Annotated in this window: 16 protein-coding genes and 1 CRISPR repeat array (1 of these 17 only partly in view); of the genes, 2 read left to right on the top strand and 14 right to left on the bottom strand. The window is 35.8% G+C overall.

The window, feature by feature from the left end:
• The first annotated feature begins 5 nt into the window (after positions 1-5).
• The gene (gene yedF / locus NH288_RS01955) at positions 6-605 is read left to right on the top strand and encodes a sulfurtransferase-like selenium metabolism protein YedF (protein WP_265212670.1); all 600 of its coding nucleotides are present in this window, start codon (positions 6-8) and stop codon (positions 603-605) included.
• Here yedF and NH288_RS01950 read toward each other — a convergent pair.
• The 6 genes from NH288_RS01950 to dpaL form a co-directional block, all read right to left on the bottom strand.
• The gene (locus NH288_RS01950; RefSeq protein ID WP_265212668.1) at positions 592-918 is read right to left on the bottom strand and encodes a hypothetical protein; all 327 of its coding nucleotides are present in this window, start codon (positions 916-918) and stop codon (positions 592-594) included. The two genes, yedF and NH288_RS01950, sit on opposite strands and share 14 nt — an antisense overlap.
• Positions 919-927: 9 nt before the next feature.
• On the bottom strand, positions 928-3492 hold the full coding sequence (locus NH288_RS01945) for an FAD-dependent oxidoreductase (RefSeq protein ID WP_265212667.1): 2565 nt from the start codon (positions 3490-3492) through the stop codon (positions 928-930).
• 63 nt (positions 3493-3555) lie between these two features.
• Complete coding sequence (arcC, locus tag NH288_RS01940; RefSeq protein WP_265212665.1) at positions 3556-4488, bottom strand: carbamate kinase; 933 nt, start codon at positions 4486-4488, stop codon at positions 3556-3558.
• Entirely contained in the window at positions 4488-5825 is a 1338-nt protein-coding gene (locus tag NH288_RS01935; protein ID WP_265212664.1) for a YgeY family selenium metabolism-linked hydrolase, read from the bottom strand. The genes arcC and NH288_RS01935 overlap by 1 nt, the downstream gene beginning before the upstream one ends.
• Positions 5826-5843: 18 nt before the next feature.
• Positions 5844-7040: a knotted carbamoyltransferase YgeW gene (ygeW, locus tag NH288_RS01930; RefSeq protein WP_265212663.1), complete on the bottom strand. Its 1197-nt coding sequence runs from the start codon at positions 7038-7040 to the stop codon at positions 5844-5846.
• Between the two features lie 28 nt (positions 7041-7068).
• Positions 7069-8310 (bottom strand): diaminopropionate ammonia-lyase, encoded by a 1242-nt coding sequence (gene dpaL, locus NH288_RS01925; protein WP_265212661.1) that lies wholly within the window; start codon positions 8308-8310, stop codon positions 7069-7071.
• A gap of 201 nt (positions 8311-8511) precedes the next feature.
• Between dpaL and NH288_RS01920 the strand changes: the two genes are divergently transcribed.
• Positions 8512-9204 (top strand): GntR family transcriptional regulator, encoded by a 693-nt coding sequence (locus NH288_RS01920; protein WP_106460440.1) that lies wholly within the window; start codon positions 8512-8514, stop codon positions 9202-9204.
• Positions 9205-9255: 51 nt separating this feature from the next.
• Here NH288_RS01920 and NH288_RS01915 read toward each other — a convergent pair whose 3' ends face one another.
• From NH288_RS01915 to modA, 8 genes are read right to left on the bottom strand one after another with little or no spacing between them, the layout of a single operon-like run.
• Positions 9256-9735: a molybdenum cofactor biosynthesis protein B gene (locus NH288_RS01915; protein WP_265212658.1), complete on the bottom strand. Its 480-nt coding sequence runs from the start codon at positions 9733-9735 to the stop codon at positions 9256-9258.
• Positions 9732-10706 carry a molybdopterin-binding protein gene (locus NH288_RS01910; protein WP_265212657.1) on the bottom strand — a complete coding sequence of 325 codons (975 nt, stop codon included), beginning with the start codon at positions 10704-10706 and terminating at the stop codon, positions 9732-9734. Before NH288_RS01910 ends, NH288_RS01915 begins: the two co-directional genes overlap by 4 nt.
• Complete coding sequence (locus NH288_RS01905) at positions 10699-11130, bottom strand: MOSC domain-containing protein (protein ID WP_265212656.1); 432 nt, start codon at positions 11128-11130, stop codon at positions 10699-10701. Before NH288_RS01905 ends, NH288_RS01910 begins: the two co-directional genes overlap by 8 nt.
• The gene (gene moaC / locus NH288_RS01900) at positions 11111-11599 is read right to left on the bottom strand and encodes a cyclic pyranopterin monophosphate synthase MoaC (RefSeq protein ID WP_158698375.1); all 489 of its coding nucleotides are present in this window, start codon (positions 11597-11599) and stop codon (positions 11111-11113) included. Before moaC ends, NH288_RS01905 begins: the two co-directional genes overlap by 20 nt.
• Positions 11600-12538 carry a GTP 3',8-cyclase MoaA gene (gene moaA / locus NH288_RS01895; protein WP_265212654.1) on the bottom strand — a complete coding sequence of 313 codons (939 nt, stop codon included), beginning with the start codon at positions 12536-12538 and terminating at the stop codon, positions 11600-11602.
• Position 12539: 1 nt separating this feature from the next.
• Positions 12540-13568, bottom strand: a complete 1029-nt coding sequence (locus NH288_RS01890; protein ID WP_265212653.1) for a sulfate/molybdate ABC transporter ATP-binding protein — start codon at positions 13566-13568, stop codon at positions 12540-12542.
• A complete protein-coding gene (gene modB, locus NH288_RS01885; RefSeq protein ID WP_265212739.1) occupies positions 13568-14224 on the bottom strand; it encodes a molybdate ABC transporter permease subunit in 657 nt (218 codons plus the stop codon). The genes NH288_RS01890 and modB overlap by 1 nt, the downstream gene beginning before the upstream one ends.
• A complete protein-coding gene (gene modA, locus NH288_RS01880) occupies positions 14224-15075 on the bottom strand; it encodes a molybdate ABC transporter substrate-binding protein (RefSeq protein WP_265212652.1) in 852 nt (283 codons plus the stop codon). Before modA ends, modB begins: the two co-directional genes overlap by 1 nt.
• A gap of 200 nt (positions 15076-15275) precedes the next feature.
• A CRISPR array of direct repeats spans positions 15276-15403; the repeat unit is 29 nt; unit sequence AGGATCACCCCCGCGTGTGCGGGTAGTAC; it runs 450 nt beyond the window's last position.

Here is a 15403-nt window from a genome sequence, read left to right as displayed (position 1 = left end):
ATATTATGAAAAAAATTGATTGTTTAGGAAAAGTTTGCCCAATACCAGTGATAGAAACAAAGAAGCTAATTAAGGAAAATCCAGATGAGACTGACTTTGAGATCCTTGTAGATAATGAAGTTGCTACACAAAATCTTGCAAAAATGGCCAAGGAATTAAAAATCGAATCAGCTTGCGAGAAAATCAAGGATGGGGTCTATAGGGTAAGTTTAAAGAAAAACCCTGAAGAATTTTGCGAAATCATGGAGGATGCTCCTATCATGAATACATCATCATATGTTGTAGCTATATCTGATGATAGGATGGGAAATGGCGACGAAGACTTTTCTAAGAGCCTACTTGAAGGCTTTATCTATGCCCTTACAGAGCAAGATGTCCTTCCAGAAAAGGTAATCTTCTACAATAGAGGAGTATTTTTAACAAGTGATAATGAGAAAACTATCGAAGATCTCAAAAATCTAGCTAGTAAGGGTGTGGAAATCCTATCTTGCGGCCTTTGCCTAGGTAATTACAAGCTTAAGGAGAAACTAGCTGTAGGAGAGATTACAAATATGTATAAGATTGTAGAAATCTTAAGAAGTCACCACGTTGTTAGCCCATGCTAGGAGAAGAATTTATCCTCTTCTCCTTCGCTAAATTTGAAGACCCCGCCAGGGCCCTTGATAAGGTCAAAGATTTCAAAAAGGCAAGGCTCATACCCCTAGCATAGGCTGAATAGCAATGAGAATGGGCACAAATAAGACCTGGCATTACTAGCTTATCTGAAAAATCTACTATTTCATGATTAGGATTTTCTTTTTTTATTTTTTCAAAATCACCGATTTCTTTTATAATCTTTCCTTCAATTAGGATCGCAGAATCTTCATAGAAGTTATTTGCTTCATCGTTGGTGATTATTGTCTTTGCCTTTATTATCATTGTTTCTCCTTAAAGGTAGTAAGAATACCTTGCTTCTAGGGCTTTTATTATTTTCACAAAGGTCTCATCGATGCTTGGGTCATCAATTTTTGCTTCGATTACATTTTTATTTGCAAGCCTTATCAAATACTTATCCTCAGATAATTTTAGAATTCCTATTTGTTCAGACATTTCAAAGTCTACTTTTTCTTTAAAGACTGTAAACTTATCCTTGTAAGGAGCTCCCTTGTGTGGGCAGAAGCTTTCGCAGTTGCCACATTCATTGCAAAGACCATCCAAATGGATAGTTTGTCTCTTGTTTCTAAAGCCGTCTACAATTATTGCTACATTTGCCCTGTTTGGACAAACTTCTGTACATATCTCACAAATATTGTCGCAAGATAAGCACCTAACTGCATCTTTTTCTTTTGGAAGCTCTAGATTGCCACGTCTTTTTATTATTTGATCAAGAGGCTTTTCATAAGAAACTTCTATAAAGTCATTTTCAAGCTTTTCTTTTTTGAGTATATCCTTGGCAATTATCTTTGCATCTGCTATTGCATTTACAATTGATTTTCTGCCCTTGGTTATATCTCCTGCAAAGTAGACATTTTCTATATTTGATTCTTTAGTATCAAGTAGATTTATCTTCTTATCAATGCTTACGCCTTGGTCTTTTAGATTTTCAACATCAATCTTTGATCCTGTTGCAATTATTAGGTATTTGTATTCTTCTTTTAACTTAGCTATATCTAAAGCTTGGTCATTGTTTAATTCGTAAGATAGACCGACTTTTTCAAGAAGTCTTATATCTTTTTCTATGACTTCTTCACTTACAAGTTCATTGGCATAGCCATAAAGCTTGTCTGATTTTTCTAAGACCTTAGCTTCAAGGCCATTTCTTCTAAGAAAGATTCCTACTGCTAGGCCTGCAGGACCTCCACCTATTATAATTGCCTTATTTTCAGTCTTTATATGGCTTGACTTAAGATTTTCTATATATGTGTCATAGTAAGCATCTACGACTTCTTTTTTGACATCTCTTATATTTACCCCTGCTTCATAGTCAACCCTGGTACAGGATTTCTTACAAAATTCATAGCAAGTTGTTGCAAGTATTGATGGGGCTGTGTTATCAATTGCAATTGTCTCCATTGCTTTTTTATAATCTCCAAGCTCTTCATAGTGAAGGTAGGCTGAAACTTGTTGACCTAAAGGACAGCCATCTTCCTTACAAGGTGCTAAGTAACAATCAACTAAAGGAAGATCACTTTGCCAATTTCTTGCTCTTAGTCTTTGCTTTGGATTTTTCTTATAAAGGTCGATTGAATCAAGCTTATCAACTAAGCCTTTTAGCTTCTTATTATCTATTCCTTGGTAGTCCCTACCCAAAAGCTCTTCAGTTTCCTCAGCTAATTCTTTTAGTCTATAATAACCACCTGGTTTTAGAAGTGTAGTTGATACTGTGATAGGTTGGTTAAAAATTTCAAATATTTCTTTTATATTAAGTCCATCGGCACCACCACAATAGCTCATTGGAAGCTTACCATCAAAGGCCTTTGATAATTTATAGGCTGCTGAAATTGTTAGAGGAAGTAGGGCCCTACCAGACATGTACATATCATCACTTGGTAGTTCTCCTCTTTTTTGGATAACTGGGAAGGTATTTGATAATTTGCAACCAAAGACTAAATTATTATCCTTACCTAATTCTAATAATCTCGTAAATATCTCTATAGATTCATCAAAGCCTAGGTCATGATCAAACTGGGCCTTATCAAAGTCTATGTATTTATATCCTAGCTTATTTAAAATTTCTCTTGCATAGTCATAGCCAACAAGGGTTGGATTGCACTTAACAAAGGTATTTAGGCCCTTATCCTTTATCAAATATGCAGCAATTTCTTCTATCTCACCTGCTGGTGTACCATGCATGGTTGATAGGGTCATAGAATTACAAACCTTACCATCTATTGCTTCTATATCTTCTAGATTAACGTTTTCAAATTTATCGATATTTTCCTTCAAATATGCAATAGCATCCTTAAAAACTGGAGTTTCACTTGCATCCATCAAGGAATTTATAAAATTATCCACCTTAGGAGATTTAATTCCCTCAAGATTGTAGCCAACAGACATGTTTAGAACAAAATCTTTTTTATCTGCTATGCCAAATTCTTTGGCAAGGACTCTTATGGCAATTTCTGCCTTTATGTATTCAGCTGCTGCATCTTCTATCTTAAGCTCTGTAGACCATTCGCAGTTGTAGGCCTCATCTTCTGAATTTATACATGGCTTTGGAATGGCTGCCATGAGCTCTTCCCCATCCATTATCTGACATGTCTTAAGCTCCATATACCTACCACCTGCAAGATATGATGCTATCAAGTTTTGGGCAAGCTGAGTGTGAGGACCTGCTGCAGGACCAACAGCCGAACCAAGTTCATCACCAAAAACAGTTTTTAGGCTTTTTCCGCTTGTATTTTTATAAAATTTTTCTTTAGATATAGAAAATACGCTTTCCTCATTTTTATATTCTTTCAAGGCCCATTCTATAAGCTTGGGAAATTCTATCAATCTCATGTATTCACTCATACTTACTTCCTTCCTAAAGAAATAACCCCATACAATTGTTTGAAATTATATGGGGTTTTCTCCTTAACCTATCCAAGTACCTGTCTTGCCGCTTAGGGCTTCTTTGGCATTTTCTAAGCTTGTTATCACTGCTTTCCTACCATCTTTGCTTGTTACAAATTCTAATGCTGCTTCAATTTTTGGTAGCATTGAACCTTTTGCAAATTGGTCTTCTCCTATATATTTTTGCGCTTCTTCTACACTAAGTTTATCAAGGTCTTCCTGATTTTCCTTGCCGAAGTTAATGGCAACCTTTTCAACAGCTGTAAGAATTACAAGCACATCACTATCTACTAGCTCTGCAAGTTTTGCTGATGAAAAGTCCTTATCAATTACTGCATCAACTCCAACATATTCATCATTTTCCATGATTACAGGAATTCCGCCACCGCCTGCTGCTACAACTACACAACCACTATTGTATAAGGTTGTTATAGCTCTTTTTTCTACTATATCAACAGGTTTTGGACTTGCAATTACCCTTCTATAACCACGACCAGCATCTTCCTTCATAACAAAGCCATGTTCTTCTTCTAATTTTTTAGCTTCTTCCTCGCTATAAAAATCTCCTATTGGCTTAGTTGGATTAGAAAAAGCTGGATCTTCAGCATCTACCATTACCTGGCTTACAAGGCTAACCACTGGATTTTCGATTTTCTCTTTTATAAACTCATTTTCAAGTGCATTTTGTAAATGGTAGCCAATGTAGCCCTGGCTCATAGCCCCACATTCTGCAAATGGCATATAAGGAACCTTGTCATTTATACTTCTTCCAGCACTCATGGCAAGTTTTATCATGCCTACTTGTGGTCCATTGCCGTGGCATACTATTATCTTATAACCATCTTTAACTAGATCTGCTATTGCAGATGCTGTTATCTTTACCGCTTCTTTTTGCTCAGTAGGGGTGTTGCCTAAGGCATTACCCCCAAGAGCTACTAATATTTTCTCACTCATTATTTATTTTCTTGTGTGTATACTAGTGGAAGAGCTGCGTATACTGCTGCACATGTTACTAGGTCTTGTTTAAATGTTACTTCGTTTGGTGCGTGAGCTTGGTCTTCTGCTCCTGGTCCAAATCCTATTGTTGGGATGTTGTGACGACCCATTATAGCAACACCATTTGTTGAGAATGTCCATTTATCTGTTAGTGGACGAGCTGCTCTTTTTTCTTCTTCTTTTGCTATTGGAGGAGCTATTCTCTTATCACCGTATAGGTTCTTGTAAGCATCTTCTAGTGCTTTTGTTACCTTGTGATCTTCTGGAATTACCCATGTTGGGAAGTAAGCTTCTTGTTCATATTCAAGGCCTGTCCAGCTAGCTCTCTTGTAGTCATACATTGATACTTTTGCACCATGTTTTTTAACTGATGGTAGATCTTCTATTTCTTTTATACAAGACTGCCATGTTTCACCAGCTGTCATTCTTCTATCTAGTGAGATTGAGCATGAGTCTGCTACTGCACATCTAGATGGTGATGTGTAGAAGATTTGACTTGTTGTTACTGTACCACGTCCTAGGAAGTTTGCTTCTTTGTATTCTGGGTTATATTTTTCATCTAACATTTTTACTAGACCCTTGATTTCTACTGAATCATCTGCTGGGTTTTCGTTTAATGCTTCGATTTCTTTAAGGATGTCAGCCATCTTGTAGATTGCGTTGTCTCCTCTTTCTGGAGCTGATCCGTGGCAAGATATACCTTGTACATCCACTCTCATTTCCATTCTTCCTCTTTGACCTCTGTAGATTCCGCCGTCTGTTGGTTCTGTTGATACTACAAATTCTGGTCTGATTCCTTCTTGTTCTATCATGTATAGCCAGCAGTTACCATCACAGTCTTCTTCTTGAACTGTTCCAGTTACTAGCACTCTATAATCTTCATTTAGGTAGCCTAGATCTTTAAGGATTTTTGCTCCATATACTGATGCTACAGGTCCACCTAGTTGGTCAGAACCACCACGTCCGCCTATAAGATTTTCATCTTCAAATCCATCATATGGGTCAAATTCCCAGTTATCTATGTTTCCGATACCTACTGTATCTATATGACCATCAAAGGCAATTTGTGTTTTTCCTTTGCCCATTTCACCAAGTACGTTTCCTTGGCCATCAATCCAAGCTTTGTTAAAGCCTACTTTTTCCATTTCTTCTTTTATTCTTTTTGCCTTATCGCCTTCCTCACAAGATTCACCTTTTAGTTTGATTAAATCTCTTAGAAATGCTACCATGTCTTCTTTGTATTCGCCTGCTTTTGCTTTTATAGCTTCAAAATCAATATTTTTAAATTCTGTCATTATATCCTCCCTTTATTCTTATTTATCTAATCTTTTGTTTGCTTTGTCTACTAATTCTCTTAGTTTTTCTTCTGGATTTTCTATCTTTTGTAGAAGAATCATTGCTGCTATGATGTATGGTTTGAAGCTTGCTTCTTTATATAGAGGAACTCTATATCTATCAAATACTGATTCAGCTACTTCACCATGTTCTGCAGATACACCTGTAATGTCTGCTGGTAGGCAGTGCATGTATAAAGCTTTTCCATCTTTTGTTAGCTTCATCATTTCTTCTGTACATTCCCAATCCATGTGGTCTTTGTTTTGTTCTAGAAGTCTTTGTTCTAGTTCATCTATTCCCTTTTGGTCGCCTTCGCCGTATAGTTTTGTTCTTTCTTCCATAGCTGCAAATGGTGCCCAAGATTTAGGATATACTATGTCAGCATCTTTGAATGCTTCTTCCATTGAGTTTGTTACTGTGAAGCTTCCGCCGTATTCTTCAGCGTTCTTTCTAGCTATCTCTTCTACTTCTGGCATGATTTCGTATCCTTCTGGGTGAGCTAATACTACATCCATACCAAGTCTTGTAAATAAGCCTGATATACCTTGTGGAACTGATAATGGTTTACCATATGATGGTGAGTATGCCCATGTCATTGCTACTTTTTTGCCCTTTAGGTTTTCGATTCCACCAAATTCGTGAATTACGTGGTTAAGGTCTGCCATTGATTGGGTTGGGTGGTCGATGTCACATTGTAGGTTTACTAGGGTTGGTCTTTGTTCTAGAACTCCGTCATCATATCCTTCTTGAACATATTCTGAAAAGTCTTTCATGTATTTATAGCCTTTACCTATATACATGTCATCTCTTATACCTACTACATCTGCCATGAATGAGATCATGTTTGCTGTTTCTTTAACTGTTTCACCGTGAGCTATTTGGCTTTTGCCTTCGTCAAGGTCTTGAACTTCTAGACCAAGTAGGTTACAAGCTGAAGCAAATGAGAATCTTGTTCTTGTTGAGTTATCTCTAAATAATGAGATTCCAAGTCCTGAATCAAATATTTTTGGAGAGATATTTTCTTCTCTCATTGCTCTTAGGATGTCAGCAGTTTTCCATATAGCTTTTAGTTCGTCTTGTGATTTATCCCATGTATGGAAGAAGTCATCACCAAATAGGTTCTTGTGGTCTAGTTCTTGTAGTTCGTCGATTAATTTTTTGATGTCTTGTGTCATTTTTCTCTCCTTATATTTATTATTTTTATTATCTTTGAATTGTGTATTTGTATTCTGCTTCGTTTGGATATATACCATCCCAAACAACTCTTAGATAGTGTTCGTAATCTGTATCTCCTTCAGTAGAGATTAAAAGAATTACTGAATTTTCATCAAGTTTTAAATCTTTTTTGATTTCTTCTAAGTCTTTTCTTTGTAGAATTTCTGAAAGAGGGCCCATTGTTGCAGCTCCACTTTCACCAGAGATTATTTTCTTATCGTCTTTTAGAGGATTGCCTAAAATTCTCATTCCTCTTGCTGCTGAATTATCAGGTACTGATAAAAATGCGTCTGCATAAGAATGTAGGACTGGCCAGCCAACTGTTACTGGTTCACCACAAGCAAGACCTGCCATTATTGTATCCATCTTGCCAGTTACATTGTGAATCTTGCCATCATCTGCCTTGGCTGTGATAAAGTTACAGTTTGCTTTTTCTGGTTCTACTACACTTATAAATGGCTTTTCTTCTCCCTTATAAACTGATGAGAAGTAACCGGTTACCCCAGTTGCAAATGAACCTACACCTGCTTGAGCAAATACGTGACTTGGTTTAAGTCCAAGTTCTTTTAATTGGTCATTAGCTTCTTTTGCTAAGGTTGCATAACCTTGTATTATCCATGTTGGGATTTTTTCATAACCTTCCCAAGCTGTATCTTGAACCATGACCCAGCCTTTTTCATCAGCATTTTTGCTTGCAAGACGTACGCAGGCATCGTAGTTTAGGCCTTCCATTATCTCACATTCAGCGCCTAGGGCTCTTATGTTATCTCGTCTTTCAAGAGCTGATCCATCTGGCATTAGTACAACGCATTTTTGTTTTAATTGGTGAGCAGTCCAGGCTACTCCTCTTCCGTGGTTACCATCTGTAGCTGTTACGAAAGTTATTTCTCCAAGCTTTTGTCTAACTTCATCTGAAATCATTTTCTCAAATGGTAAGTCTTCGATATCTACTCCCAACTTATCAGCTATGTACTTGCCTATAGCAAATGATCCACCTAAAACCTTGAAAGCATTAAGGCCGAACCTATAAGATTCATCCTTAACAAATATGTCTTTTACACCAAATTGCTTAGCTAGATTTTTTAGTCTTACAAGTGGAGTTGGCTCATAATCTGGGAAACTCTCATGAAATTTTTGCGCAGTGTTTACAACTTCCTCATTTATAAAATCTAGGGAAGCCTTTTCTCTTTTACTAATATCATTTAGTACTATGTTATATCTCTCTTCCAAAATTACATCCTTTCGATTATTTATCGATACATCCTTCACTTAGCCCTTAAGTCGGGATTTGCAAATTCCATATCTTAAGCCATAATAAATATAAGTGGTATGTGATATATCACTTATATTATAAAACCTATTTTACATATTGTCAAATAATTTATTAACGTTTTCATATTTATGGTAAAATTAATTAGGAGAGGGATTAAAATGACTAATAATAAAAATAATAAAATCAAAAGAACTTTTGTAAAAGATCAAGCCTATAATATACTCCATGAACAAATTATTAATGGAAATCTTAAACCATATACCCAGCTTAAAATAGCAGATTTATCTGAAGAATTAGGTATTTCTAGGACTCCAATTAGGGAAGCAATCCTAAAACTTGAAAATGAAGACCTAGTTATAAGCAAGGCCAACCAATGGACCATGGTAGCCCCTATCAAGGTAGAAAGGCTAAAGGATATCTACCACCTAGTTTATGAATTGGAAAGCTTTGCCCTTAGGGAAAATTTTTCTAAAATAGATGATAAATTTATTGATAAGCTAGGGGCTATTAATGAAGAAATAAAGATTCAACACATGAAGGAAAATATAATGGCAGTAATAGAGTTAGATGATGATTTTCACGATTTAATCATTTCTTTATCTTCAAATAAAGAAATAAAACCTATTATTGATAGGCTTAAAAAGCGTATTAAAAGATTTGAGATTGCTTTTTATAGGGTAAAAGATTTTCAGAAACCACCTTCAACTTATGATGAACACCTTTTACTAATTGATTGTTTAAGAAAAAGGGATTTAGAAAAATCACTAGCAGCCCTTAAGGAAAATTGGACTACAACCATTTCTGATAAGTCTATAGAAAAAATTAGTAAGTTGTTAAATGTCGAGAATTAACAACATATAAAAAAACCTCTCACCAAATTTGTGATAATGAGAGGTTCTCTTTTAATGCCTATCTATTCCTGCTATAGTCTCAAGCCCATGAATTAAAAAGCTTTTTATTATTTCAAAATTTTCCCTACAAGCCTTAGGACTTCCTGGGAAATTTATTATCAGACTTTTATTTCTTATACCCGCCTCAGCCCTAGAAAGATAGGCCATAGGTGTTATTTTTGCTGATTGATTCCTTATTGCTTCGCTTATACCTGGGCATCTCTTATCAAAGACGTCTAGGCTTGCTTCTGGTGTTATATCCCTTTGGGCAAAACCAGTTCCTCCGCTTGTTAAAATCAAAGAAATTTCTTCATCTGAATATTTGAGAAGTTTTTCCTTAATCTTATCAAAGTCATCTGATATTATCTCGTATTTTTTTACTTCAAAGTCAAAATCTTTTAATAGATCAACTAAGACTTTCCCGCTCTTATCTTCGTAGATTCCAGCTGATGCCCTGTCAGAAATAGTGATTACTCCTGCTGTAAAAATCACAAGAGTCCTCCCTCAGCCATTTCCAGGAAATCTTCTTTTTTAAGGTCAAGTCCTGCAAATATCCTAGGAAGGAAGAAGTCAAAGCTTGTTATCTTTGAATGGATACTTGCTCCTGGTACTCCCATTAGATAAGTTTTATCATCCTTTGCAACCATCAGCATATTGCCTGGTTGCATAGGGATTCCTTGAACAATGACCTCTGCTCCTGTTTTTCTTATTGCTCTAGGTGTTATATCATCAGGATCTACACTCATTCCACCAGTAAATATTACAAGATCTGCCCCAGCTTCTTTAAACTTTTTATAAGTTGCGACTAACCTATCTTCATCGTCAGGTAGAAATTCAAAACCCAAGATTTTAGAATCAAAGTGGCTTAGTTTTTCTTCCAAAACAGGCTTAAAAGCATCCTTTATCCTACCATAATAGACTTCATCACCTGTTATGATGCATCCTACCTTAAGCTTTTTAAATTCCTTAACCTCAAAAACTGGCCCTTCTCTTAAGATTTCCTTGGCCTTTTCTACCTGCCATCTATCTGTCCAAAGTGGGACAATTCTAGCCCCTACAAGCTTATCGCCAGTCTCTACTCTTTTGTAGGAATTTTTGCTAGTGATTGTGTAATCGCCAATTTCATTTATAGCTCTTAAAAGCTTTCTGTTAATTAGGAAAAGTCCTTCCTTCTTACTTGAAAGGTTAATTTTCCCCTCACTAACTTCTGATATTTCTATATTTGAACCTGCAAGAAGTGGGCCAATTTCACTTATGGCATCCTCTTCGTGGACTTGATCTTCTTCCAATTCACCCACATAAATATGGTCCTTGCCAATATTTTTAAGTTCTTCTATATCAGCTTCTTTTACGATGTGGCCCCTCTTAAATTTCACACCCTTAAAACCATCTTCCATGATGGCTGTAAGGTCGTGAAGAAGAGGCAAGCCAATTGCATCTTCAACTCTAATCTTTTTAATCATTCTTTATCCTTATTTTATCTTCTGGAAAGATTTCCCCTTCTTTTTTGACTATAGCAAAAATCCCCTCTGTCGGCATGATACACTCGCCAGTAAGGTTTCTAATCTCGCAACCCTTGTGGCACTCTTTGCCAATTTGAGTAACTTCAAGCTCACATTCACCTATCTCAAGAATTGTCCCAATAGGCAAGGTATGGAGGGTAATTCCCTCTGTCATTATATTTTCAGCAAAATCTCCTGGTTTAAGTCCAGGAATTTTCTCTTTCATTTTATTTAAAGACTCAATTGCTAAGAGCGATACCTGCCTATGCCAATTTCCAGCGTGAGCATCGCCGATTATTCCATGGTTTTTCTTAAGGGTAATACTTGGAACTGGAGTCTTAATCGTCCCCTTTTTTTCGCTGATATTAACCGATATAACTTTCATTTTTGTAGTCTCCACTCTTGCCACCTGTCTTTCTAAGTAGCTTGATTTCACCAATTTCTATATCTTTTTGAACGGCCTTACACATATCATAAATTGTTAGAGCAGTCACGCTTACTGCTGTGAGAGCTTCCATCTCTACCCCAGTCTTTGCATTTAACATAGCCCTTGCAAATATTTCTATGACTTTTCTCTCATCATCCATCTTAAATTCAATATCGACTGATGTAAGATTGATAGGATGACACATGGGGATTAAATTTGAAGTATTCTTAGCCGCCATAATTCCAGCAACCTTAGCAACTGTTAGCACATCTCCCTTTTGAATTTCTTGATTTTTGACCATGGTATAGGTTTTGTCATTTAAAAAAACCTTGCCTGTAGCAAGGGCAAGTCTATCGGTGGATTTCTTATTAGAAACATCGACCATCCTTGCCCTACCATTTTCATCTAAGTGTGTAAATTTATCCATCTATCCTCCTATCGAGCTCATTGTCCTAGCACTTTCTGAACCACTTTCATCTAGCTTGTGACTTTGGGGTTTATTATAAATTGAAGATTTGATTATTTTTTCCTTATCAGGCCTAGATAGGCCCTTAATTGAAATTTCATCCTTTGAATGCAGGCAGGCCTTAAGTTTGCCATCTGATGTAAGCCTAATCCTGTTGCAATCACCACAAAATTTATGGCTAAGAGGTGAAATTAGACCAACCTTTCCCTTATAGCCTTTAATTTTATAAGTCCTTGAAACCCCATCAAAGCCAAGGTCTTTCTTTTCATAATCTTTAAGCAAATTTGAATTTTCCTTGTAATTATTTTTATCAAAAGCAAGATCAGCACCAATTGGCATCAGTTCAATAAACCTTACTTCGATTGGCTTATCTTTGGTTAATTCTATAAAATCTGAGATCTCATCATCATTGAAAGCTTTTATAAGAACAACATTTATCTTAACCTTAAAACCTAAATCTATTGCCTTATTAATCGATCTAATTACCTCGTCAAATCCATCAGATTTAGTAATTTGCTTAAATTTTTCCCTATCTAAGGTATCCAGACTAAAATTAAGCCTTGAAATCCCTAATTCTTTGAGCCTTTCAAGCTTGTCATAGACCATTGATCCGTTTGTAGTTATGGCAAAATCCTCAATACCATCAATTTTTGCTAGCATTTCTACAAGGTCCATTAGACCACGTCTTGCAAAGGGCTCACCACCAGTTAACCTTATTTTCTTTATCCCTAGACCTACCATTATCTCCACAGTTTGGCAAATTTCTTCAAAAGATAGGATATCTTCATGCTTTAGAAGGTCTATTCCTTTATCACCCATGCAATATTTGCACCTAAAATTACACCTGTCAGTGACAGATATTCTTAAGTATGAAATTTCCCTTCCAAATTTATCTTTCATTTTATCCCTCTTTCAAGCAAATAAGAGCTTCCTCACTTATTGTTAAAAAAATCGGTCCGTCTTTAAGTTTATTATAGGCTTCTTTACTAATCTCAATCTTCAAATCTTCATAAATTTTATTGTCTTTATTGTAGACAATTATAAAAGAATTGATATTTTCGATTAAGCGATAAGTCTCAATTTTAATAGAGTCATCGGTTAATGGACCATTGCTTAATCTAAATACCTTATCTTTTATGCCAATAATGTCTCCATCAAATTTACGGCTCGTCCTTATAGATATACCCCAAGCCTTAAGGAAAATCTCATTATCTTTAATAACAAAAGTCGAAAAGTTCTTAATTCCAATAAGCTTAGACTCAGTAATATTTGTAGGATTTTCAAAAAACTCAGATTTATCCTTAATACAATTAGTCTTGCCAGAGCTAATACTTACGATACTTTCACATATCCTGTAGACCTCTTCCTTGTTATGACTAACCAGAATAGTTTTAAGCTTGTAGGTATCGATAAAATTCATGACTTCTTCTTCAATTTCTGACCTCAAATATTCATCCAAGGCAGAAAATGGTTCATCAAGGAGAAGGATTTCAGGGTTATTAACTAGGATCCTACAAAGAGCTGTCCTCTGTCTCTCACCACCAGAAATTTGGTCCGGATACTTATCCTTTATATGAAAGATTCTCATATCATTTAATTTTTCTTCAATATCAACTATATTTTTATCTCTAAGGCCAGTTCTTACATTTTCTTCTACTGTAAAATTGGGAAATAAAGCATAGTCTTGAAAAAGAAAGCCAACACGTCTTTCTTGAGCTTTTAGATTAATTTTCTTTTCGGAATCAAAAAGAGTCCTGCCATTAAGGATAATCTTGCCTGAATCAGGCTTAATAAGACCTGCTATAGCCTTTAAGGTCAGACTTTTCCCTGAACCAGAAGGTCCCAAAAGTCCAAGCCTTGAATCTTCCATAACAAAATCTGTATCTAGATAAAAATTTTTGAAAGTTTTTTTAATCTTACACTCTAACATCAGGAAGACTTCCTTTTCTCAAATAAATTTATAGAAATCAAAACAACAAAGGATATTAAAACATTGATCATAACCCACCTATAGGCCATTTGGTCTTGGCCAATCCTCCACAACTGGTAAACTGTGGTAGAAATTGTAGCAGTCTTATTGGGAATGAAACCAGAAACCATGCTAGTAGCTCCATATTCACCTAGAGCTCTAGCAAAAGATAAAATTATTCCAGCAATAATCTCCTCCTTGCAATTAGGAAGTATTATCCTCCAAAATATCCAGGTATTTGATTTGCCAAGGGTTTGGGCAGCAAAGCTTAAGTTTTCATCAAAGGCTTCAAAAGCCCCCCTGCTTGTCCTATACATAAGAGGAAATCCGACAAGGATTCCAGCTACAACTGCAGCCTGCCAATTCATAATCAGTTTGATATCAAAATTTCCTAAAAATTTACCAAAAAAATTATTTGGTCCCAATATTTTTAAAAGAAAAAAACCAAGTACTGTAGGCGGAAGGACTAAGGGCATAGTCAAAATTACATCAAGTACGCCCTTTAGAGTTTTTGGTAGGTCTTTGATCTTAAAAGCTAAAAATATCCCTAGGAAAAATATAAAAATTGTTGAAATCGTTGCAATTCTTATAGAATTATATAAGGGAAATAAATCCATCATTCAGCCTGTTTAAATCCATATTTTTCAAAGATTTCCCTAGCCTTATCGCTATTAAGAAAAGATATTAACTTATCAGCATCTTCCCTATTTTTGCTATCCTTAAGAACAGCCGCAGGATATATTACCTTCTTATCTAAAAGGCTAGGATCAGCCTTAGCTACAATCTTAAGACCAGCAGTCTTTGCATCAGTAGAGTAGATAATTCCACAATCAACAGCACCTTCGCTAATCCAAGATGTAACTTCCTTAACATTTGACCCAAAAGTAATTTTGCCTTTGATGGCATTCCAAATGCCCATGTTCTTAAGAAGAGATTCAGAATATTGTCCAACAGGAACATCAGCATTGCCTAGGGCAATTGTATCAACAAGGTCAGTATTTAAATCTTCAAAAGACATGATATCTTTACTAGAATCTTCCTTTACAGCAAGAGTCACTTCATTTTCAAGAAGATCAAAACGTGAATCAGGATCAATCTCAAGGTCAGAATCCTTCTTATCACTAGTTGGATCTAATTCATCCATTTGCTTAGAAGCTGCTGAAATAAAGACATCACAGGCTGCTCCCTCAGCAATTTGGCTTTTAAGAGTGCCTGAGGAATCAAAGTTAAAAACAAGGTTCACCCCAGGGTTTTCCTTTTCAAACTCATCCTTAATCTCAGTCAAAGACTCAGTCATAGAAGCCGCCGCAAAAACAGTCAAATCCTTCTTATCTTCCCTATTCACTTGGTCCAACTCAGTTTTAGCCTCATCTTTAACATCCTTAGCATTATTGCCCTTAGCCCCACATCCAACAAATGCAAGGCCGCAAAGTAAAGACATAGCCACAATTCTAATATATCTTTTCATAATCTCTCCCTAAATTAAAAAAATCGATTACCGTCTGATTTATTATATCATATTTTTTAAGTGAAAAATATAAGAAGATGTATTTTTAACTTAAATAACTTTCAAAAATTCAAAGCTTAATAAATTTAAAAATAATTAACTAGTTAAGGCCCGATTGAACTAGAAATAGCTAATCGTTCATAAGCACCAATATCAAAACTAGAATCACCCCCGCGTGTGCGGGTAGTACGGTTGAAAAGAAGATAAGCGATACCACCTCATAGGATCACCCCCGCGTGTGCGGGTAGTACTAATTTAAACTTTTATTAACCGGTAAATACTTAGGATC

The sequence above is a fragment of the Anaerococcus sp. NML200537 genome, from assembly GCF_026131715.1.
GTDB classification, from domain to species: domain Bacteria; phylum Bacillota; class Clostridia; order Tissierellales; family Peptoniphilaceae; genus Anaerococcus; species Anaerococcus kampingae.
Note: the sequence above shows the minus strand (reverse complement) of the source record. Positions and strands in the feature narration are given on the sequence as shown.

Coding starts and splice junctions, on each gene's coding strand:
- moaC (WP_158698375.1), bottom strand. CDS start 11,599: ATGGATAAATTTACACACTTAGATGAAAATGGTAGGGCAAGGATGGTC.
- NH288_RS01905 (WP_265212656.1), bottom strand. CDS start 11,130: ATGAAAGTTATATCGGTTAATATCAGCGAAAAAAAGGGGACGATTAAG.
- moaA (WP_265212654.1), bottom strand. CDS start 12,538: ATGAAAGATAAATTTGGAAGGGAAATTTCATACTTAAGAATATCTGTC.
- modB (WP_265212739.1), bottom strand. CDS start 14,224: ATGGATTTATTTCCCTTATATAATTCTATAAGAATTGCAACGATTTCA.
- NH288_RS01920 (WP_106460440.1), top strand. CDS start 8,512: ATGACTAATAATAAAAATAATAAAATCAAAAGAACTTTTGTAAAAGAT.
- NH288_RS01890 (WP_265212653.1), bottom strand. CDS start 13,568: ATGTTAGAGTGTAAGATTAAAAAAACTTTCAAAAATTTTTATCTAGAT.
- NH288_RS01945 (WP_265212667.1), bottom strand. CDS start 3,492: ATGAGTGAATACATGAGATTGATAGAATTTCCCAAGCTTATAGAATGG.
- NH288_RS01935 (WP_265212664.1), bottom strand. CDS start 5,825: ATGACAGAATTTAAAAATATTGATTTTGAAGCTATAAAAGCAAAAGCA.
- NH288_RS01950 (WP_265212668.1), bottom strand. CDS start 918: ATGATAATAAAGGCAAAGACAATAATCACCAACGATGAAGCAAATAAC.
- NH288_RS01910 (WP_265212657.1), bottom strand. CDS start 10,706: ATGATTAAAAAGATTAGAGTTGAAGATGCAATTGGCTTGCCTCTTCTT.
- ygeW (WP_265212663.1), bottom strand. CDS start 7,040: ATGACACAAGACATCAAAAAATTAATCGACGAACTACAAGAACTAGAC.
- arcC (WP_265212665.1), bottom strand. CDS start 4,488: ATGAGTGAGAAAATATTAGTAGCTCTTGGGGGTAATGCCTTAGGCAAC.
- modA (WP_265212652.1), bottom strand. CDS start 15,075: ATGAAAAGATATATTAGAATTGTGGCTATGTCTTTACTTTGCGGCCTT.
- yedF (WP_265212670.1), top strand. CDS start 6: ATGAAAAAAATTGATTGTTTAGGAAAAGTTTGCCCAATACCAGTGATA.